Here is a 17,540-nt window from a genome sequence, read left to right on the forward strand (position 1 = left end):
TCCTCTCTATTTCGATGCCGCCAACAGCGTATCGACGAAAAAATTTCTCGATAAAAATATTATTTAAATCATTCGCTTAGCTAAAAGATATGGGCTTCTGGCAAGCATTTCCGAGTTTTTTTCAAAAAATTGTCTTGCGCACTAAATATTTGAGCGATACATTTATTTCGCACTTACTTAGCGCGCAAACATTTAGCGCAAAACTTCGAAACCCAAGAGGCTCACACCATGCAAACTCTCTATACCGCAGTCGCAACCGCAACCGGTGGCCGTGATGGTCGCGCCGTCTCCAGCGACAACATCCTCGACGTCAAACTCTCCACCCCCAAAGAACTCGGTGGTGCCGGCGGCCAGGCGACCAACCCTGAACAACTCTTCGCCGCCGGCTACTCCGCCTGCTTTATCGGCGCCCTGAAATTCGTCGCCAGCCAGAGCAAACGCAAGATCCCGGACAACGCCTCGATCACCGCCCATGTCGGCATCGGCCAGATTCCTGGCGGCTTCGGCCTGGACATCGACCTGCACATCAGCCTGCCAGGTCTTGAACAGAGCGATGCGCAATCCCTGGTCGAAGCGGCTCACCAGGTCTGCCCTTACTCCAACGCCACCCGCGGCAACGTCGACGTACGTCTGCACGTGACTGTCTAACCCAACTGCGCACCAGCGCCCGCACCGCCCAGGAGACGAACATGAACACTTTCAGCAAGGTCTTGACCGGTAGCCTTCTCGCCCTGTCCATCAACACGGCCTTCGCCGAAGGCGGGGTCGAACACAACACCCAGGCGTTCCTCGACGCCTTGAACGCCGGCAGCGGCAAGCCGATGGAACAGATGACGCCAAAAGAGGCCCGGGCCGTGCTGGTCGGTGCCCAGGCCGGGGTCAAGCTGACGCTGCCCAAGGCGGATGTCAGCCAGAAGACCATCAAGGTCGACGGCCAAGACATCAGCCTGACCATCGTCAGGCCGGCCGGGGTGAAAGGCACGTTGCCGGTGTTTATGTTTTTCCACGGCGGCGGCTGGGTGCTGGGCGACTTCCCGACCCATGAACGGCTGGTGCGGGACCTGGTGGTGGGCTCCGGGGCGGCGGCGGTGTTCGTCAATTACACGCCGTCTCCGGAAGCTCATTACCCGGTGGCGATCAATCAGGCTTACGCGGCAACCAAGTGGGTGGCCGAGCATGGCCAGGAAATCAACGTCGACGGCAAGCGCCTGGCGGTTGCCGGCAACAGCGTCGGCGGCAACATGGCGGCCGTGGTCAGCCTGATGGCCAAGGACAAGGGCACGCCGGCGATTCGGTTCCAGCTACTGCTGTGGCCGGTGACCGACGCGAATTTCGAGACGGCGTCGTACAACCAGTATGCCGAGGGGCACTTCCTCAGCAAAAACATGATGAAGTGGTTCTGGGACAACTACACCACCGACGCCCGGCAGCGTAACGAGATCTACGCCTCGCCGCTGCGCGCCACCAGCGCCCAGCTCAAGGGCCTGCCGCCCGCGCTGATCCAGACGGCCGGTGCCGATGTGCTGCGCGACGAAGGCGAAGCCTATGCCCGCAAGCTGGACGAAGCCGGCGTGACCGTGACCTCGGTGCGCTACAACGGGATGATCCATGACTATGGCCTGCTCAACGTGGTCAGCCAGGTACCCGCAGTGCGCTCGGCGCTGCTGCAGGCCAGTGAAGAGCTCAAGCAACACCTGAAGTAAGGCTGTCACTGATCTTCGGCCACAAAAAAGCCCGACTCGATGGTCGGGCTTTTCCGTACGCGAGAATTCAAGCAGAAGCTTAAACCTTGGCGCGGCCTTTGTAGGAACCGCCTTCGCGAGTATCGATCTCGATCATGTCGCCGATTTCGATAAAGTCAGCAACCGACAGCTCGGTACCGTTCTTCAGTTTGGCAGGCTTCATCACCTTGCCCGAAGTGTCGCCGCGAGCGGAACCTTCGGTGTAGTCAACCTGGCGCACGATGGTGGTCGGCAGGTCAACGGAAACCAGACGGTCTTCGAAGAACACGGCTTCGCAAACGTCGGTCATGCCTTCTTCGATGAACGGCAGAACGGCTTCGATGTCTTCGGCGTTCAGCTCGTACATGGTGTAGTCGGTGGTGTCCATGAACGTGTAGGTGTCACCGCTGATGAACGACAGGGTCGCTTCTTTGCGATCCAGGATCACGTCGTCCAGTTTGTCGTCCGCACCGTAAACGGTTTCGGTCTTGTAACCGGTCAGCAGGTTCTTCAGTTTGGTCTTCATGATCGCGCTGTTACGACCGGACTTGGTGAATTCAGCTTTCTGAACCAGCCAAGGATCGTTGTCGATACGGATCACGGTACCGGGTTTGAGTTCTTTACCAGTTTTCATTGCGAATATCCGAATTTGGATGGGATTTACAAAAATCTAGGCCGCGTATCATATCCAATTTAGGTAAAACTGCACCAGCGCCGCAGCAAGATCGGGCTGTGAGCCCTGTACCAGACACCACTTTTCGGCGTGAGCGGTCACTTCCGGCCAGTGTTCCAGCAGTTTTTTCCAGGCCTGTGCCATCTCGCCCCCGGCATTCCAGGCCCGCCACAGGTCGATCAGCGCCGCCTTGGCCTCTGGCGACAGCCCCTGTGTATAAAGCTCGAGAAAGGCATCGAGCTTGTCCAGGTGGATGTCTTCGTCCTGTTGATAAATGTGCCAGAGCATCGGCCGGCCGGCCCACTGTGCGCGCACGAACGAGTCCTCGCCGCGTACCGCGTTGAAATCGCAGGCCCACAGGAGCTGGTCGTATTCCTCCTGTCGGACGAATGGCAGCACCTGCACCGTCAACGCCCCACGGACCTGCACCGCACCCGCCGCCAGTGCCTCGACACCCAGCCAGTGTTGCACGTCACCAAGGATCCGACCTTCGGGAACCAGCAGATGGGTAGCCCGCGAGTCGGCAGCCAGCGCGTCCAGCCAACTGGCCAGACCGGCGTTCTCATAGGCGAATAGCGACATCAGGCGGGCGTCGGGTGCGGCAAAGACGCCCAGTCCTTCAAGGAAATGTTGCCGAGCCCGCGGATCCTGCTGAAACGCCCTGCGTCGCTCCAACAACCCCGCCTCGCGCAGCAAGCCACCGGTGCCGGCCTGAAAGCCAGGGAAAAAGAAGTACTTCTGCACGCCCTTGAACTTCACCGAGGGCAGACCGTGGCAGCCGGTCACCCAGGCTTCGGCGCTGAGGTAATCGAGGTTCAGCCACAAAGGGGTATGTTCCCGTTCGGCCATCGCCTCCATATAAGCCGGTGGCAACTGGCAGGCAAAGGCTGCGATCACCACATCCGCAGCCGCCACCGGCGACCACTCGGCCGGCCAGTGACGCACATCGACGCCCTCCTGCCATTGCTGAGGCAAGGCGACATCGATCGGTGGACACAAACGCTCGAAGGCCCGCAGGTCATCCACCCACAGCCGCACCGCGCACTGATGCTCGGCCACCAGTTGCCGGGCCAGCCGCCAGGTCACGCCGATATCGCCGTAGTTATCGACGACGCTGCAGAAAATATCCCAGGAGGCTTTCATTCCGGGCTCCGTTTGGCAAAAGCGCCGATTGTCCGCATAAATCGCCACAGACAGAAGAGCCAATGCCGATAATCTTCGTGCGACAATCACGGCTTGCCGACACCGCCTGCCAGGAGGCTGCCATGCCCTATCGCCCGACACCCCGTCGATCATTACGTATCAGCGTAAACGCACTTCAGCTCAGCAGCAGTATTGCCCTGGGATTGTGGCTGGGTTTTCTGGCAATCGCCCTGACCTGCTGGCTGGCCTGGCGTTTTCTGTTCGACCAGCAATTGGCGCCCGTCGCCCAGGCCGTGCAACAGCTGACAAAACCGCCCAGCACAGAGTCGGCCGCCTCCAACCGCATGTTCGAGCAATACCAGGAAAACCTGCGCAAGAACGAACAACAGCAGGCACTGGATAATGCACGCAGCAACCTGCGCAACCAGTCCAACCCGAAATGCCAGTTCTGGTTGCAACAGGACCAGACGGCGCCGAGCGAAAAGAGCCGGGCCAACGTCCTGCAATTCTGCGATTGAGCCTGAACCTGACCATGCACAAGCCTACTGTCCACCAACTGATTCTCGACAAGCTCCGCGGCGATCTGGAGATCGCCCAGCGTGCGGCGCAGACCGCCTATGAGGCGGCGACCCACGAGGAGAACATTGCCGAAAACAAGTACGACACCCTGGGGCTGGAGGCGTCCTATCTCGCCGCCGGCCAGGCCAGGCGCGTCGAGGAAATCCGGCAGGCGCTGGCGCTCTGCCAGAACCTGACCCTGCGCCCGTACGACGAGCAGGTTGGTATCCAGGTCGGCGCGCTGCTGGGCCTCGAAGACGAAAACGGCCACGAACAATGGCTGTTCCTGGCGCCGGATGGGGCGGGGCTGAAGGTCGAGGTGGTGGGGCAACCGGTGACCGTCATCACCCCTCGTTCACCGCTGGGCAAAGGCCTGCTGGGCAAGTTCGAGGGGGATGAGCTGGAGATCGTCGTCGCGGGCGCTCGGCAACAGTTCGCGGTCACCGAGGTCAAGTGAGCCCGACGACTTAGTGGACAGGCAGTTCGACGCCGTCGAACAGCTCTTCGAGCTCCTGCTTGTTGTGGCACTGAATGGCCTTGGCCATCACTTCGCGCGTCAGGTGCGGCGCGAACTTCTCGATGAAGTCGCACATGAAGCCACGCAGGAAAGTGCCACGGCGGAAACCGATCTTGGTGATGCTCGACTCGAACAGCTCGCTGGCATCCAGTACCACCAGGTCACTATCAAGCTTGGTATCGACCGCCATCTTGGCGACGATGCCCACACCCAGGCCCAGGCGTACGTAAGTCTTGATCACGTCGGCGTCGGCGGCGGTGAACACCACCTTCGGCGTCAGACCGCGATGGCTGAAGGCTTCGTCGAGCTTGGAACGGCCGGTGAAACCGAACACGTAAGTCACGATCGGGTATTCGGCGAGGGTTTCCAGGGTCAGCTTCGGCAACTTGGTCAGCGGGTGGCCCTGCGGTACCACCACGCAACGGTTCCAGCGGTAGCACGGCATCATCACCAGGTCACCGAACAGCTCCAGCGCTTCGGTGGCGATGGCGAAGTCGACGGTGCCATCGGCGGCCATTTCGGCGATCTGCATCGGCGAACCCTGATGCATGTGCAACGCCACATCCGGGTACTGCTTGATGAAGCTGCTGATCACCGGCGGCAAGGCATAACGGGCCTGGGTGTGGGTGGTGGCGATCGACAGGGTGCCCTTCTTCTCGTTGGAGAATTCCTGGGCGATCTGCTTGATGCTTTCGACCTTGCGCAGGATCTCGCCAGCGGTAGTGATGATGCGTTCGCCAGCCGGGGTGACGCGAGTCAGGTGCTTGCCGCTACGAGCGAATACCTCGACCCCCAGCTCGTCCTCGAGCAGGCGAATCTGCTTGCTGATACCCGGTTGCGACGTATAAAGGCTTTGGGCTGTAGCAGAGACGTTGAGGTCGTGGTGCGCCACTTCCCAGATGTAGCGCAATTGTTGAAGCTTCATATGAATCCCTCAAAGCAGGTAGACGCCACGGGCATCAGCGACGGTATATAACTATATTAATGGTTCGAAGAATAAATCTAGAACTTTTCTTAAGAAAATTCCAATAGCCGCGTCAGATATCTCCGAACCGTCGACGCTGCACCAAGGGCACCAGGTAAACCGGAACCTTGGCCAGTTGCAGTACCCTGGCGGCCGTCCTGCCCAATGGGGTTTCACCACCCGCCCCATGGCTGTGACTTCCTACGATCAACAAATCCACAGAGAGTTTCGACGCCTGTTCGAGAATGACTTGCGAGGGGTCCCCCTGAAAGACCCGGACCGACTGAATCAGCGCGAGATCCTGCATGCCCTCCCCCAACTCTTCGCGAAAGCTGTCGAGTACCCGTTGCTCGATATTCGCCATCACCGTGCTCAGACCCTGACTGTGAAACTCATTCAGGGCCTGCTCGTCGAGATAACTCTGCAACACCGATTCGGCAAACAGCCCCATGGGCTCCACCGCATGAACCACGTGCAAGTCGGCATTGAATGTTCGAGCCAGCTCCAGGGCATGTTGCATCACATAGGGCGCATACAGACCGAGGTCAGTGGCATACAGCATCGAACGAATCATATGACCTCCTCGACTGCCAATATGGCGGAGATTGATTCAGCTTAGCAGTGCCAAGGCGACTACGACGTCCCGCGCAAGCCCGTGAACATTGAGCTAAACCTTGGTTTCGTTGCTGATGCCATGGGGTACATGGCCGGTGGCGACCACTTCGCGAGCCAGTTCGCAATGGCCCGCCTGATCGTCGAAGAACACATCGGCGGCGAAGGCTTCGAGAAAGGCAGCCTTCTCCAGACCGCCCAGGAACAACGATTCGTCCAGGCGAATATCCCATTCGCGCAAGGTCCGAATAACCCGCTCATGGGCCGGTGCCGAACGTGCCGTCACCAAGGCGGTACGGATCGGACAATCATCGTCGGGGAACTCGCGCTGCAGCAGATTGAGCGCGGCGAGGAAGCCTTTGAACGGCCCCCCGCGCAACGGCTCGCGGGCGGACTCGCGCTCCTTGGCCTGGAAGGCTTCCAGGCCACCGAGTTGATAGACCCGCTCCGACTCATCGGAAAACAGCACGGCGTCGCCGTCGAAGGCGATCCGCAGTTCCGCGCTGGCGGCGCGCCGGGCGCCACCGGAAAGAATGGTCGCCGCGGCGAACCCGGCGTCCAGTGCACTACGCACATCTTCGGCGTGGGTGGAAAGAAACAGGTCGCAGCCGAAAGCCGCGAGATAGGGATAAGGGCTACGGCCACCGACAAAAGCGGCCCGGGAAATATCCAGGCCGTAATGCTGGATCGAGTTGAAGACCCGCAGCCCCGTGTCGGCACTGTTACGCGACACCAGCACCACCTCGACCCGCGCCCGGCCGAGGCTGGCATTGAGGCTCAAGAGTTTTTTCACCAGGGGAAAAGCATCGCCCGGTTCGAGGGATTCCTCCTCGTGATCGATCTGATACTTGCGGTAGGCCTCGACCCCCTCGGCCAGATAGACCTTATGGCTTTCGCTGAGATCGAACAGGGCCCGTGACGAAATCGCCACCACCAGTTTACCGCCCAAGCCCTTTGCCATATCGCTTCCCCCCGATGCTGCGATCAAACGTTATGCCGGTCGATAAAACTCAACGCCCGATACAAGGCTTCCATTTTCGGCAGTCCGCATCCCGCTGCCCTGGCCGCGGCCAATGGCGCGGCGTAGATGGCCGACAACTCCAGCGCTCGCTTGTGCCGGTAGTCGTGGTACATGCTCGGCCAATAGTCCGGCATGCTTTCGGTCACCTTGAACAAGTGCTCAGCATAGCCGTCCGGCATGCTGTGACCACAGGCCAGGGCGCCTTGCACCACTTCACGCATCAAGGCCTGAATCAGCTCGCGGCTGTCGGCATCGGCCATCAGCGGCGTGGTGCTGGCGTTGAGCAATACCGACAATCCGTTGTACGGCACGTTCCACACCAGTTTCTGCCAGCGCGCCTGCTGCAGGTTGGCCATGGCCTGGGAATCAATACTGGCCTTGCGGAATAGCGCGGCGCCCTCTTCCACTATTGCCTGGCGCTGCGATTCGTCCTGCGCGGCCGGGCCACTGTGATACCCCAGGTTCACCGCGCCCAGCGCCTGATGCTCGATCACCCCGGGCCCGGCACGGTGCACGCAGATAAAACACAGGCCGCCCAACAGATGCAGCGAGTCGGGAAGCAGGTCGCGCAAGCCGTCCTCCACATCCAGGCCATTCTGCAGTAACAGCACCTTGGCGCCGGGAGCCGCCGCACAAAGAATCGCCGGAGCCAACTCGGCGTTGCTGGTGGTCTTGGCTCCCACCAGCAGCCAATCGCAGGGCGGCATGTCTTCGGCACTGGCATAGGCCTGGACCGGGTTCAGGGTCAGCTCACCATGCACCGCGCTATGCAGTTGCAAACCCCGCTCGGTGACCGCGGCGAATTCGCTGCGCAGCAGGAAATGCACATCCAGGCCGGCTCGCGCCAGCAGCATCCCGTAGAAACCACCGATCGCTCCGGTACCGATAATGCCGATTCGCGGCGTGTGGACTGCTTCCATCAAGGCAACTCCTCTGGAATTCGATTCAGCGCCTGTGCCAGTCGCTCGCCGAGCTCGCCAGGTGTCAGGCGCGACTGCAAGGCCCCATAAAACTCACCGTCGCGCACCACGAACAGTGCCGGCAAGTGAAACACCTGATAACGCTCGACCGCGCCGCCATTGTTTCCCGCATCGATCCAGCACAACCGCTCGATCGGCAGATCGAAGCCGGGCAACTGCTGCCGGGCCCAGCGACAACTGGCGCAGCCGACGCTGGTGAATATCACCAGCGAAACACCGCTCATCGCCAACAGCCGCTGATCGATATCGAAATCAGTCAGCTCCAATTCGACCACTATACTGGGGGAAACAATGTCACATAGCCGACACTCGGAGTCCGCGTTCATGGGACGTTTCATTCCTCATCCTGACGATGTTCCGGTTGAGTTGACCTTACGCAAGCACGCATGCATTTCGCGTCAACGGTTGCACACTATCAGCCTCGGCGGCATGGCTTGCAATTATCACCGCGCCTGGCGCCGCGGCACTGCACTGGAAATCTGCATGCCCACTCTGGGTGAAAACGCCCGCTACAACGGCTATGTGGCCTGGTGCCTGCGACGCAAGCGTGGCTACCTGGTGGGGATCGCCTTCATCGACGAACAGACCCTGTTCCGTGCCCGAATGAGTGAGCAGGTGTGCCAGATCGCCCACTACTGCCACCTGCATGAGCCCCAGGCAGAGCAGCGACAGATCGAAACCCTGGCCCAGCAATGGGTCGAACAGCACGCCGCCGAGTTCTCCCACGACCGGGTTCATCAGGCTTTTATGCAGCCAGCGCTGGATTAAACCCGCCTCTGCCCATTGTCGAGCCCCGGTGTAACGCGCTAAGGTTCGGCTCCCCGACGCGCTTAAATCCGCTGTGCACCGCCGCGCGGGGATCGCTGGCGGCCGGCACCCGTGACCTGACGAGTAACACGATGGCTGATTTACCGATCAACGACCTTAACGTCGCCTCCAACGAAACCCTGATCACTCCCGACCAGCTCAAGCGCGACATTCCGCTGAGCGACGCCGCCCTGCGCACCGTGACCAAGGGTCGCGAAGTGATCCGCAATATTCTCGACGGCACCGACCACCGTCTGTTCGTCGTCATCGGCCCTTGCTCGATCCACGACATCAAGGCTGCCCACGAGTATGCCGAGCGCCTGAAAGTCCTGGCCGCCGAAGTCTCCGACACCCTTTACCTGGTGATGCGCGTGTACTTCGAGAAACCACGGACCACCGTTGGCTGGAAAGGCTTGATCAACGACCCGTACCTGGACGACTCGTTCAAGATCCAGGACGGTCTGCACATCGGTCGCCAGCTGCTGCTGGACCTGGCCGAGATGGGCCTGCCGACCGCCACCGAAGCGCTGGACCCGATCTCCCCGCAATACCTGCAGGACCTGATCAGCTGGTCGGCGATCGGTGCGCGTACCACCGAATCCCAGACCCACCGCGAGATGGCTTCCGGCCTATCTTCGGCAGTAGGTTTCAAGAACGGCACCGACGGCGGCCTGACCGTTGCCATCAATGCCCTGCAATCGGTTTCCAGCCCTCACCGTTTCCTCGGCATCAACCAGGAAGGTGGCGTATCCATCGTCACCACCAAGGGCAATGCCTACGGTCACGTGGTTCTGCGCGGTGGCAATGGCAAGCCGAACTATGACTCGGTCAGTGTCGCCCTCTGCGAGCAGGCGCTGAACAAGGCGAAGATCAAGCCGAACATCATGGTCGACTGCAGCCACGCCAACTCCAACAAGGATCCGGCCTTGCAGCCACTGGTAATGGAGAACGTGGCCAACCAGATTCTCGAAGGCAACCAGTCGATCATCGGTCTGATGGTCGAAAGCCATCTGAACTGGGGCTGCCAGGCCATTCCCAAGGACCTGGCCGAACTGCAATACGGCGTGTCGATCACCGATGCCTGCATCGATTGGGAAAGCACCGAGAAAACCTTGCGCAGCATGCACGCCAAGCTCAAGGACGTCCTGCCTAAACGGGTTCGCACCTGATCCCGTATCGCAGACACAAAAACGCCGGGCCAAGCCCGGCGTTTTTTTTGGTGTCCCCGCTCAGAGTTTCGCGGCGTGGCGCTGATGGCGCTCCATGTAGCGCTCCACATATGAGCACGACGGAATCACCGTGTACCCCATGCGATCAGCATATTCCAACGCCTGCTCGGTCAGTGCCGCAGCAATACCACGGCCGCGCAGCGCGTTAGGCACGAACGTCCGATAAATATCCAGGGTCTGCTTACCCAGGTCCATATAGGTCAGGTAGGCACGATGACCGTCCACATTGGTCTCGAATTGATGACCAGCCTGGTCATGGTGGATGGACAACGCCTCGCTCATCACTACTCCTCGCGGGTCTTGGATTCTGACCCCTACCTTACCGATGTTTTTCCGGCGAAGGAACAACTACGCCACCCCGTGCCTGTCTGGACACCGAGCAGAGCTTGCCGCTCTCGCATGACCGAGCACGTTTCAAATAGTAGGCACCATTGGCACCAATGCTCAAGGGACGCTTGCATTCAAGCTACCGGCATCAGGCCAGTTTAGTGTCGATGCTTCCCCCGGACCTGTTCCCGGATACATGCAAAGCACTCGATCCAACCACCTGATGATCAACAACCTGAACATCGCCGGATGTTGAGATTTAAGACGAGCCCACCCATTTAAAGTCACCTCAACATGGACAAAGATGCGTGAGGCGCCCCACAGATTCTGAACAAAAGTGTAGACGAATCGATATAGATAGACTTTAGCCTACACTCCGCGAGCGCCATGCAAAGGGACTCTGCGGCAGATGCGCTTAACAAGCGCAAGCTCCCAACAGGGTGACAAGGTTGCGTATTTTTTATACAGATCGATAAAAAGTTGCTCGAAAAAGATTCAACGCCTAGAATTTTTTTTGCTTCTTGCGCTACGTCAGTTTACTTACTACAAGTAATGGGTAGTATGTACGCCGGCCATTTCATCACTCGGATGAGATAGCTACTTAATAGAAAGTCCTTGAAGGGGAACACGATGAACAACGTTCTGAAATTCTCTGCTCTGGCTCTGGCCGCAGTTCTGGCTACCGGTTGCAGCAGCGTATCCAAAGAAACCGAAGCTCGTCTGACTGCAACTGAAGACGCAGCAGCTCGTGCCCAGGCTCGTGCAGACGAAGCCTACCGTAAAGCTGATGAAGCTCTGGCTGCTGCTCAAAAAGCACAACAGACTGCTGACGAAGCTAACGAGCGCGCTCTGCGTATGCTGGAAAAAGCTAGCCGCAAGTAATAATCCCTCGGGATTGTTATCGAGCCGACCCATTTATTGGGTCGGCTTTTTTATTGCCCGGATTTTCTTGTGGCAATAAAAAACCCGTCGACACCCTGAAGCATCGACGGGTTGCTGTTCCAGCCGTTACTGCTGCATATCGATAGGCACCGCCGATACCACCGGTGCATTGGTCGGTATGGCGATCTCTACTGGCAAACCATCTTCGGCCGCCACCACGTCGCGCACTACATCCCAATTCATCCGCAGGTTATTGGCCAGGTCTTCACGCTTGAGCAAGGCGTTGATCACCGCGGTGTGTTTGTCCACGACCGACGGATTGCCCTTGTCATCGAGCGGCGTATGAGCCTCCAGATAAACTTTGCCAGCGCTGATACCGAACTTGTACGGATCGTTGAGGATGCGCACCGATGTCCCCACCGGCACCATGCTGGCCATTTCCAGGACGTTGTTGTTGAACATCCGGAAGCAGCCGTGGCTGGTTCGCATGCCGATACCGAACTTCTTGTTCGAACCGTGGATCAGGTAGCCCGGCGTGCCCAGGGTAAACTTGAATGGTCCCAACGGGTTGTCCGGCCCCGCCGGCACCACGTTCGGCAGTGGGTCACCGTCAGCCGCGTGCTCGGCCTTGATCGAGGCAGGCGGCGTCCAGGTCGGATTCGGAGTCTTGGCGACGATGCTGGTATGGGCGATCGGCGACCCCCAACCTTCCCGGCCGATACCCAGGGGGAAGGTGTACACCACGTTCCGCCCTTTCGGGTAGTAGTAGAGGCGATATTCGGCGAGGTTGATCACGATGCCTTCACGAGGTCCCGGCGGCAGGATGAAGCGCGTCGGCAACACCACTTCGGTGCCTGCGCCCGGCAACCAGGGATCGACTCCCGGGTTGGCCGCGACCATCTCGTAATAGCCCAGGTCGTAGGTCGTGCCCAGGTCGGCAAAGGTGTCTTCGTACTTGGCCTTGATCACCTGTACCTGACCGACGATATCTTCGCCCGGTGGAGGTAGAGGCAGTTCCAATGCGGCAACGGGGCCAGCCACACAGAAGGCGGCAAGCGTCAGGCAACGGGTGACGACAGGAAAGCGCGGCAACATCCGGAAAATCCTTCGCATGATCAACGAGTAAAAAAGTGATTGTACACCCGCCCCCGTGGCTGCGGGAGCGACAGCTGCATCAACGCAAGAAGGGGGCCGGGCGAGAACTTGCTGCCTTACAGTTCGAAACGCAACTCTGGCCAGATCGGCGGCGTGCCGCGCTTTTGCGATTCGAGGATTGCCCGGCACAACGGACACAGGCGCTGGTCCTGGAAAATGGTCCGGTCGACACTCGACCAGCGCGGTTGCGCAGGCAGCAAGGTGCCGCACAACGTGCGATCGGCTGAGCCGCCCAACTCCAGCTGACGCGTCACCAGATGCACCCGGACTTCCTGGCAGGCGAACAGGTCGAGCTGTTCGTCAGGCTCGATCAGTTGGTAGGCAAACAGGGACCAGGCGGGACGCGGCATCGGGGGCTCCAAATCGGGGGCGCCACATTAGCCGAAACACTGCCGGTAGAAAAGCGTCAAAGCAGCGGTTTTAGCGTCGGCCAGACATTTTCCAGCAACTTGCCCTGAGCAGCGACCGCGGGGTGGATGCCATCGGCCTGCATCAGCTCGGGATTACCGCCGACCCCTTCCAGAAAAAACGGCACCAGCGCCACGTTTTTTTCATTCGCGAGCTTGCTGTACACCTCGGCAAACGCCTGGGTGTAGCGCACGCCGTAATTGGGTGGCAGCTGCATGCCAAGCAACAGCACCTTGGCACCACTGGCCTTGGAGCTGTCGATCATCGAAGCAAGATTTTGTTGCAATTGCGTGGGCAGTTGCCCGCGCAGGCCATCGTTGCCGCCCAATTCGAGAATCACCAGCTCCGGCTTGTGCTCTGCAAGCAGCGCCGGCAGCCGCGCCTGGCCACCTGCACTGGTGTCGCCGCTGATGGAAGCATTGACCACCTTATCGTCGAAACCTTCGCTCTTGAGCCGCTGCTCGAGCAATGCCACCCACCCCTGCCGGGTATCCAGGCCGAAAGCCGCGCTGATACTATCGCCAACGATCAGGACTGTACCCGCCGCTGCGTTCTGGGCCATGCACATCAAGGCCAGGCCAGCACTCAAAAACCACACACGCATCGGATTCTCCATGGGCGCAAGCATTCTCACTGCGCGGAACCTTAGCAAAGTGGTTCCCAGCGCGGAAGGTGAACTGACCATCCTGCACGAACTCAGCCTGGAACTGAACAAAGGCGACAGCCTGGCCATCGTCGGCAGTTCCGGCTCCGGAAAATCCACCCTGCTCGGCCTGCTGGCCGGGCTCGACCTGCCCAGCAGCGGTGAGGTCACCCTGGCCGGCCGCAGCCTCGGCACATTGGACGAAGACCAGCGCGCCCGAATCCGCGCCGAGCATGTGGGCTTCGTCTTCCAGTCGTTCCAACTGCTCGACAGCCTCAATGCCCTGGAGAACGTGATGTTGCCCCTGGAGCTGGATGGCCGCCGTGATGCCCGCGAGCGTGCGACCGAACTGCTCCAGCGCGTCGGGCTCGGGCAACGCCTGAGCCACTCGCCTCGCCAGCTCTCCGGTGGCGAACAACAGCGGGTAGCCATCGCCCGCGCCTTCGCCGCCGAGCCTGACGTGCTGTTCGCCGACGAGCCGACCGGCAACCTCGACAGCCACACCGGTGAGCGCATCAGCGACCTGCTGTTCGATCTGAACAAGGAAAGCGGCACGACGCTGGTCCTGGTCACTCACGATGAACGCCTGGCCCATCGTTGCCGGCGCCTGATCCGCCTTGAAGCCGGCCTGCTGGTCGCCCCCCTGGAGCCTTGATGGCACGCCTGCCGCTGTTGCGCCTGTTCAGCCTTGCCGTTCGCCAACTTCTGCGCGACGCCCGCGCCGGAGAACTGCGGGTATTGTTCTTCGCCCTGGTAGTGGCGGTAGCCGCCAGCACTGCCATCGGCTATTTCGGCGCGCGCCTCAACGGCGCGATGCTGCTGCGCGCCACGGAGTTTCTCGGCGCGGACCTGCTGCTGGAAAGCAGCTCTCCGGCAAGGCCCGAACAGATCCAAAGCGGCCGGGAACTGGGCCTGCAACATGCGCAGGTGGTGGAGTTCTCCAGTGTGATCGCCACCGACAATGGCATCCAGTTGTCCAGTATCAAGGCCGCGGACGACGCCTACCCGCTGCGCGGCCAGCTGAAAAGTGCCCCGGCCCCTTACGCGGCGGAAGAAATCGGCGGCGGTCCACAACCAGGCGAAGCCTGGGTCGAAGCCCGATTGTTGACCGCGCTGGACCTGAAAATCGGCGACAGCATCGACGTCGGGATGAAAACCCTGCGCCTGAGCCGGGTACTGACTTACGAACCGGATCGCGCCGGCAACTTCTATAGCCTGACACCCAGGGTACTGATCAACCTGAGCGACCTGAACGCCACCGGCGTGGTGCAACCCGGCAGCCGGGTCAGTTACAAGGAACTCTGGCGCGGCCCGGGAAGCGCCCTGGAAACCTATCGCCAATTGATCAAGCCTGGCCTGGCGGCCAATCAGCGCCTGCAGGATGCCCGAGATGGCAACCGCCAGATCGGCGGAGCCCTGGGCAAGGCGGAACGCTACTTGAACATGGCCAGCCTGGTGGCGGTGCTGCTGGCAGGCGTGGCAGTTGCCCTGTCCGCCGCGCGCTTCGCCTCCCGCCGCTTCGACGCCAGCGCGCTGCTGCGCTGCCTGGGCTTGTCCCGCCGGGAAACCATGCTGCTGTTCACCTTGCAACTGGCCCTGCTCGGCATCCTGGCCAGCATCGTCGGTGCGCTGCTCGGCTGGCTCGCCCAGCTTGGGCTGTTTTATCTGCTGCATGACCTGCTACCAACCGATGTGCCTCCCGGCGGATTGCTCCCCGCCGTCGCCGGTATCGGTACCGGCCTGGTGGCGCTTGGGGGGTTCGCCCTGCCGCCCTTGGCGGCGCTGGGGCGTGTCCCGCCCTTGCGGGTGTTGCGTCGTGACCTGCTGCCGATCCCCCCAAGCACCTGGATGGTGTATGGCGCCGCCTTGCTGGCCCTGGGCCTGATCATGTGGCGCCTGAGCCTGGATCTGCTGTTGACCTTCGCCTTGCTCGGTGGCGGCGTCATTGCCGCCCTGGTTCTGGGTGGATTACTGCTGCTGGCCCTGCAAAGTCTGCGTCGCTTGCTGGCCAAGGCGTCGCTGCCATGGCGCCTGGGTTTGGGCCAGTTACTGCGGCATCCCTTGGCCGCTGCCGGACAATCCCTGGCCTTCGGCCTGATCCTGCTATCGATGGCCCTGATTGCGCTGTTGCGTGGAGAACTGCTCGACACCTGGCAAAACCAGTTGCCCAAAAACGCGCCGAACTATTTCGCCCTGAATATCCTGCCCGCGGACAAGCAGGCCTTCACCGACAAGCTGGTGGCGCTTTCCGCTCCTTCCGCGCCCCTGTATCCGGTAGTGCCAGGGCGGCTGATCAGCATCAACGGCGAACCGGTCCGGGAAATCGTCAGCAAGGACTCCAGTGGCGACCGCGCCGTACAGCGGGACTTGAGCCTGACCTGGGCCGCGGATCTGCCAGAAGGCAATAAGATCACCAGCGGCTCGTGGTGGGCGCAACAGCCCGAAGGGGATTTGCCTGGCGTCTCGGTCGAGGCCCAAGTGGCCGAAAGCCTGAAACTCAAACTTGGCGACCAGATGACGTTCAGCGTCGGCGGAGTCAATCGCGAGGCCAGGGTGACCAGCCTGCGGGAAATCAACTGGGACAATTTCCAGCCCAACTTTTTCATGATCTTTCAGCCGGGCACGCTGCGGGATTTGCCTGCCACTTACCTGACCAGCTTCTATCTGGCTGCGGGCCACGACCAGCAGGTAGTCGAGCTGTCCAGGGCCTTCCCGGCAGTGACCATCCTGCAAGTGGAGGCCTTGCTCGAACAACTGCGCAGCATCCTGGCCCAGGTCACCCTGGCCGTGGAATACGTGCTGTTGTTCGTACTCGCCGCCGGCATGGCCGTGCTGTTTTCCGGACTGCAGGCCACCCTGGACGAGCGTATTCGTCAGGGCGCCCTGCTACGGGCGCTGGGGGCGGAACGACAATTACTGGTCAAGGCCCGGCGTATCGAGTTCGGGCTGCTGGGAGCCGTCAGCGGGCTACTGGCCGCATTGGGATCGGAATTGGTGAGCCTGGTGCTCTATCGCTTTGCCTTCGACCTGCCCTGGCATCCACATCCCTGGCTGCTGCTCCTGCCCATTATCGGAGCTCTGCTGATCGGAGGTGCCGGTGTCTATGGAACGCGCCGGGCATTGAATGCCAGCCCGCTGACAGTACTTCGCGAGGGGTAAGCCCCTCGCAGGCAGGTCATTTCACGTATTCGATCTGATTGATCCACCAGCACATTTCTCCGCCGGGCGTCTGAACTATCGCCTCGTCGCCGACTTCTTTCTTCAAGAGTGCCCGAGCCATGGGCGAATCGATGGAGATGTAATCCTTCTGCCCGTATATCTCGTCATAACCGACGATACGGAAGCGCTTGGTTTCGCCCTCTTCGTTCTCGATATCAACCCAGGCGCCGAAGAACACCCGGCCCTCCTGCTCCGGCGAATAAGACACGACCTTCATGTCTTCGAGTCGCTTGCGCAAGTAGCGAACCCGACGGTCAATTTCCCTCAGGAGTTTCTTGTTGTATTGATAGTCCGCATTTTCACTCCTGTCCCCCAGGGAGGCCGCCCAGGTGACTTTCTGCGTCACATCCGGACGCTTCTCCCGCCACAGGTAATCCAGCTCGTTTTTCAGAGCCTCGAAACCTTCCTGCGTAATGAGCTTGGTACTCAATTGGTTAAATCCCCCATGCAGAGCCTTATGAGCCAGTTCAGCATTATGGTTGAATCGAGACCTTGAGAACCAATGCTAGGCGAGATAAACCCACCTGCAGCACACCTCCTCACGGGGATACCCTATCCAGAATGAACAAGCCGATAACACTACCGCTTGGGCGTTGTACGAAAAAGCGGTCGCGCTTGGTCAATAGGGCATCAAACCCACGTGCGAATCCACATCAGAATGCACATATCTAAACCCGGATA

The 17,540-nt window shown here is 60.3% G+C and carries 21 protein-coding genes; 9 read left to right on the plus strand and 12 right to left on the minus strand.

The features are described 5' to 3' along the window. The first annotated feature begins 228 nt into the window (after nt 1–228). Together PVZ80_RS05460 and PVZ80_RS05465 are read left to right on the plus strand one after the other, a co-directional pair. Nucleotides 229–648: an organic hydroperoxide resistance protein gene (locus PVZ80_RS05460; RefSeq protein WP_009044954.1), complete on the plus strand. Its 420-nt coding sequence runs from the start codon at nt 229–231 to the stop codon at nt 646–648. A 41-nt stretch (nt 649–689) separates the two neighbouring features. Beyond that, nucleotides 690–1,703 carry an alpha/beta hydrolase gene (locus tag PVZ80_RS05465; RefSeq protein WP_016704330.1) on the plus strand — a complete coding sequence of 338 codons (1,014 nt, stop codon included), beginning with the start codon at nt 690–692 and terminating at the stop codon, nt 1,701–1,703. Between the two features lie 79 nt (nt 1,704–1,782). Here PVZ80_RS05465 and PVZ80_RS05470 read toward each other — a convergent pair whose 3' ends face one another. Together PVZ80_RS05470 and earP are read right to left on the minus strand one after the other, a co-directional pair. Continuing rightward, complete coding sequence (locus PVZ80_RS05470; RefSeq protein WP_007931398.1) at nt 1,783–2,355, minus strand: elongation factor P; 573 nt, start codon at nt 2,353–2,355, stop codon at nt 1,783–1,785. Between the two features lie 48 nt (nt 2,356–2,403). Beyond that, nucleotides 2,404–3,537: an elongation factor P maturation arginine rhamnosyltransferase EarP gene (earP, locus tag PVZ80_RS05475; protein WP_016704331.1), complete on the minus strand. Its 1,134-nt coding sequence runs from the start codon at nt 3,535–3,537 to the stop codon at nt 2,404–2,406. Nucleotides 3,538–3,659: 122 nt separating this feature from the next. Here earP and PVZ80_RS05480 point away from each other — a divergent pair, with 122 nt between their 5' ends. Further along, complete coding sequence (locus PVZ80_RS05480; protein ID WP_124301949.1) at nt 3,660–4,055, plus strand: hypothetical protein; 396 nt, start codon at nt 3,660–3,662, stop codon at nt 4,053–4,055. 14 nt (nt 4,056–4,069) lie between these two features. Continuing rightward, on the plus strand, nt 4,070–4,552 hold the full coding sequence (locus tag PVZ80_RS05485) for a GreA/GreB family elongation factor (protein WP_009050129.1): 483 nt from the start codon (nt 4,070–4,072) through the stop codon (nt 4,550–4,552). Nucleotides 4,553–4,562: 10 nt separating this feature from the next. Here the strand turns inward: PVZ80_RS05485 and cysB are convergent, their stop codons facing one another. The 5 genes from cysB to PVZ80_RS05510 all read right to left on the minus strand — a co-directional run bounded on the left by cysB (nt 4,563) and on the right by PVZ80_RS05510 (nt 8,515). Further along, nucleotides 4,563–5,537 carry an HTH-type transcriptional regulator CysB gene (cysB, locus tag PVZ80_RS05490; protein ID WP_007931387.1) on the minus strand — a complete coding sequence of 325 codons (975 nt, stop codon included), beginning with the start codon at nt 5,535–5,537 and terminating at the stop codon, nt 4,563–4,565. 112 nt (nt 5,538–5,649) lie between these two features. Next, nucleotides 5,650–6,150, minus strand: a complete 501-nt coding sequence (locus PVZ80_RS05495; protein ID WP_009050130.1) for a universal stress protein — start codon at nt 6,148–6,150, stop codon at nt 5,650–5,652. 93 nt (nt 6,151–6,243) lie between these two features. Beyond that, nucleotides 6,244–7,149, minus strand: a complete 906-nt coding sequence (locus tag PVZ80_RS05500) for a 5'-nucleotidase (RefSeq protein ID WP_016704334.1) — start codon at nt 7,147–7,149, stop codon at nt 6,244–6,246. A gap of 23 nt (nt 7,150–7,172) precedes the next feature. Continuing rightward, nucleotides 7,173–8,129: a putative 2-dehydropantoate 2-reductase gene (locus PVZ80_RS05505; RefSeq protein WP_273863503.1), complete on the minus strand. Its 957-nt coding sequence runs from the start codon at nt 8,127–8,129 to the stop codon at nt 7,173–7,175. Then, on the minus strand, nt 8,129–8,515 hold the full coding sequence (locus tag PVZ80_RS05510; RefSeq protein WP_009050133.1) for a thioredoxin family protein: 387 nt from the start codon (nt 8,513–8,515) through the stop codon (nt 8,129–8,131). Before PVZ80_RS05510 ends, PVZ80_RS05505 begins: the two co-directional genes overlap by 1 nt. Here PVZ80_RS05510 and PVZ80_RS05515 point away from each other — a divergent pair. Together PVZ80_RS05515 and PVZ80_RS05520 are read left to right on the plus strand one after the other, a co-directional pair. Then, nucleotides 8,514–8,957, plus strand: a complete 444-nt coding sequence (locus tag PVZ80_RS05515) for a PilZ domain-containing protein (protein WP_009050134.1) — start codon at nt 8,514–8,516, stop codon at nt 8,955–8,957. The two genes, PVZ80_RS05510 and PVZ80_RS05515, sit on opposite strands and share 2 nt — an antisense overlap. Before the next feature lie 131 nt (nt 8,958–9,088). Next, on the plus strand, nt 9,089–10,165 hold the full coding sequence (locus tag PVZ80_RS05520) for a 3-deoxy-7-phosphoheptulonate synthase (protein WP_009044963.1): 1,077 nt from the start codon (nt 9,089–9,091) through the stop codon (nt 10,163–10,165). A gap of 60 nt (nt 10,166–10,225) precedes the next feature. On the opposite strand, the gene PVZ80_RS05525 is transcribed toward PVZ80_RS05520, so the two are convergent. Continuing rightward, nucleotides 10,226–10,507, minus strand: coding sequence for a GNAT family N-acetyltransferase (locus PVZ80_RS05525; protein ID WP_007931380.1), 282 nt, complete (start codon nt 10,505–10,507; stop codon nt 10,226–10,228). A gap of 675 nt (nt 10,508–11,182) precedes the next feature. Here PVZ80_RS05525 and oprI point away from each other — a divergent pair. Then, on the plus strand, nt 11,183–11,434 hold the full coding sequence (oprI, locus tag PVZ80_RS05530) for an outer membrane lipoprotei OprI (protein WP_003448337.1): 252 nt from the start codon (nt 11,183–11,185) through the stop codon (nt 11,432–11,434). Between the two features lie 126 nt (nt 11,435–11,560). On the opposite strand, the gene PVZ80_RS05535 is transcribed toward oprI, so the two are convergent. The 3 genes from PVZ80_RS05535 to PVZ80_RS05545 form a co-directional block, all read right to left on the minus strand. Beyond that, a complete protein-coding gene (locus PVZ80_RS05535; RefSeq protein WP_009044964.1) occupies nt 11,561–12,529 on the minus strand; it encodes a L,D-transpeptidase family protein in 969 nt (322 codons plus the stop codon). Between the two features lie 116 nt (nt 12,530–12,645). Then, nucleotides 12,646–12,939, minus strand: a complete 294-nt coding sequence (locus tag PVZ80_RS05540; RefSeq protein WP_007931378.1) for a hypothetical protein — start codon at nt 12,937–12,939, stop codon at nt 12,646–12,648. A 56-nt stretch (nt 12,940–12,995) separates the two neighbouring features. Further along, nucleotides 12,996–13,601, minus strand: coding sequence for an arylesterase (locus PVZ80_RS05545; protein WP_016704338.1), 606 nt, complete (start codon nt 13,599–13,601; stop codon nt 12,996–12,998). 10 nt (nt 13,602–13,611) lie between these two features. On the opposite strand from PVZ80_RS05545, the gene PVZ80_RS05550 reads away from it, so the two are divergent. Both PVZ80_RS05550 and PVZ80_RS05555 read left to right on the plus strand, forming a co-directional pair. Then, entirely contained in the window at nt 13,612–14,295 is a 684-nt protein-coding gene (locus PVZ80_RS05550; RefSeq protein WP_009050136.1) for an ABC transporter ATP-binding protein, read from the plus strand. After that, entirely contained in the window at nt 14,295–16,799 is a 2,505-nt protein-coding gene (locus tag PVZ80_RS05555) for an ABC transporter permease (protein ID WP_009050137.1), read from the plus strand. The genes PVZ80_RS05550 and PVZ80_RS05555 overlap by 1 nt, the downstream gene beginning before the upstream one ends. Nucleotides 16,800–16,815: 16 nt before the next feature. Here PVZ80_RS05555 and greB read toward each other — a convergent pair whose 3' ends face one another. Continuing rightward, nucleotides 16,816–17,289: a transcription elongation factor GreB gene (greB, locus tag PVZ80_RS05560; RefSeq protein WP_009044968.1), complete on the minus strand. Its 474-nt coding sequence runs from the start codon at nt 17,287–17,289 to the stop codon at nt 16,816–16,818. Between the last annotated feature and the right edge of the window lie 251 nt (nt 17,290–17,540).

The organism is Pseudomonas sp. B3G-3 (assembly GCF_028640915.1).
GTDB lineage: Bacteria > Pseudomonadota > Gammaproteobacteria > Pseudomonadales > Pseudomonadaceae > Aquipseudomonas > Aquipseudomonas chlororaphis_I.

Bases quoted from the DNA above. Each gene is read 5' to 3' on its own strand.
- PVZ80_RS05480 (WP_124301949.1), top strand. From the start codon at position 3,660: ATGCCCTATCGCCCGACACCCCGTCGATCATTACGTATCAGCGTAAAC.
- PVZ80_RS05515 (WP_009050134.1), top strand. From the start codon at position 8,514: ATGGGACGTTTCATTCCTCATCCTGACGATGTTCCGGTTGAGTTGACC.
- oprI (WP_003448337.1), top strand. From the start codon at position 11,183: ATGAACAACGTTCTGAAATTCTCTGCTCTGGCTCTGGCCGCAGTTCTG.
- PVZ80_RS05550 (WP_009050136.1), top strand. From the start codon at position 13,612: ATGGGCGCAAGCATTCTCACTGCGCGGAACCTTAGCAAAGTGGTTCCC.
- PVZ80_RS05460 (WP_009044954.1), top strand. From the start codon at position 229: ATGCAAACTCTCTATACCGCAGTCGCAACCGCAACCGGTGGCCGTGAT.
- PVZ80_RS05525 (WP_007931380.1), bottom strand. From the start codon at position 10,507: ATGAGCGAGGCGTTGTCCATCCACCATGACCAGGCTGGTCATCAATTC.
- PVZ80_RS05545 (WP_016704338.1), bottom strand. From the start codon at position 13,601: ATGCGTGTGTGGTTTTTGAGTGCTGGCCTGGCCTTGATGTGCATGGCC.
- PVZ80_RS05555 (WP_009050137.1), top strand. From the start codon at position 14,295: ATGGCACGCCTGCCGCTGTTGCGCCTGTTCAGCCTTGCCGTTCGCCAA.
- PVZ80_RS05540 (WP_007931378.1), bottom strand. From the start codon at position 12,939: ATGCCGCGTCCCGCCTGGTCCCTGTTTGCCTACCAACTGATCGAGCCT.
- PVZ80_RS05495 (WP_009050130.1), bottom strand. From the start codon at position 6,150: ATGATTCGTTCGATGCTGTATGCCACTGACCTCGGTCTGTATGCGCCC.
- PVZ80_RS05500 (WP_016704334.1), bottom strand. From the start codon at position 7,149: ATGGCAAAGGGCTTGGGCGGTAAACTGGTGGTGGCGATTTCGTCACGG.
- PVZ80_RS05510 (WP_009050133.1), bottom strand. From the start codon at position 8,515: ATGAACGCGGACTCCGAGTGTCGGCTATGTGACATTGTTTCCCCCAGT.
- PVZ80_RS05505 (WP_273863503.1), bottom strand. From the start codon at position 8,129: ATGGAAGCAGTCCACACGCCGCGAATCGGCATTATCGGTACCGGAGCG.
- PVZ80_RS05465 (WP_016704330.1), top strand. From the start codon at position 690: ATGAACACTTTCAGCAAGGTCTTGACCGGTAGCCTTCTCGCCCTGTCC.
- PVZ80_RS05485 (WP_009050129.1), top strand. From the start codon at position 4,070: ATGCACAAGCCTACTGTCCACCAACTGATTCTCGACAAGCTCCGCGGC.
- PVZ80_RS05535 (WP_009044964.1), bottom strand. From the start codon at position 12,529: ATGTTGCCGCGCTTTCCTGTCGTCACCCGTTGCCTGACGCTTGCCGCC.
- PVZ80_RS05520 (WP_009044963.1), top strand. From the start codon at position 9,089: ATGGCTGATTTACCGATCAACGACCTTAACGTCGCCTCCAACGAAACC.
- cysB (WP_007931387.1), bottom strand. From the start codon at position 5,537: ATGAAGCTTCAACAATTGCGCTACATCTGGGAAGTGGCGCACCACGAC.
- PVZ80_RS05470 (WP_007931398.1), bottom strand. From the start codon at position 2,355: ATGAAAACTGGTAAAGAACTCAAACCCGGTACCGTGATCCGTATCGAC.
- earP (WP_016704331.1), bottom strand. From the start codon at position 3,537: ATGAAAGCCTCCTGGGATATTTTCTGCAGCGTCGTCGATAACTACGGC.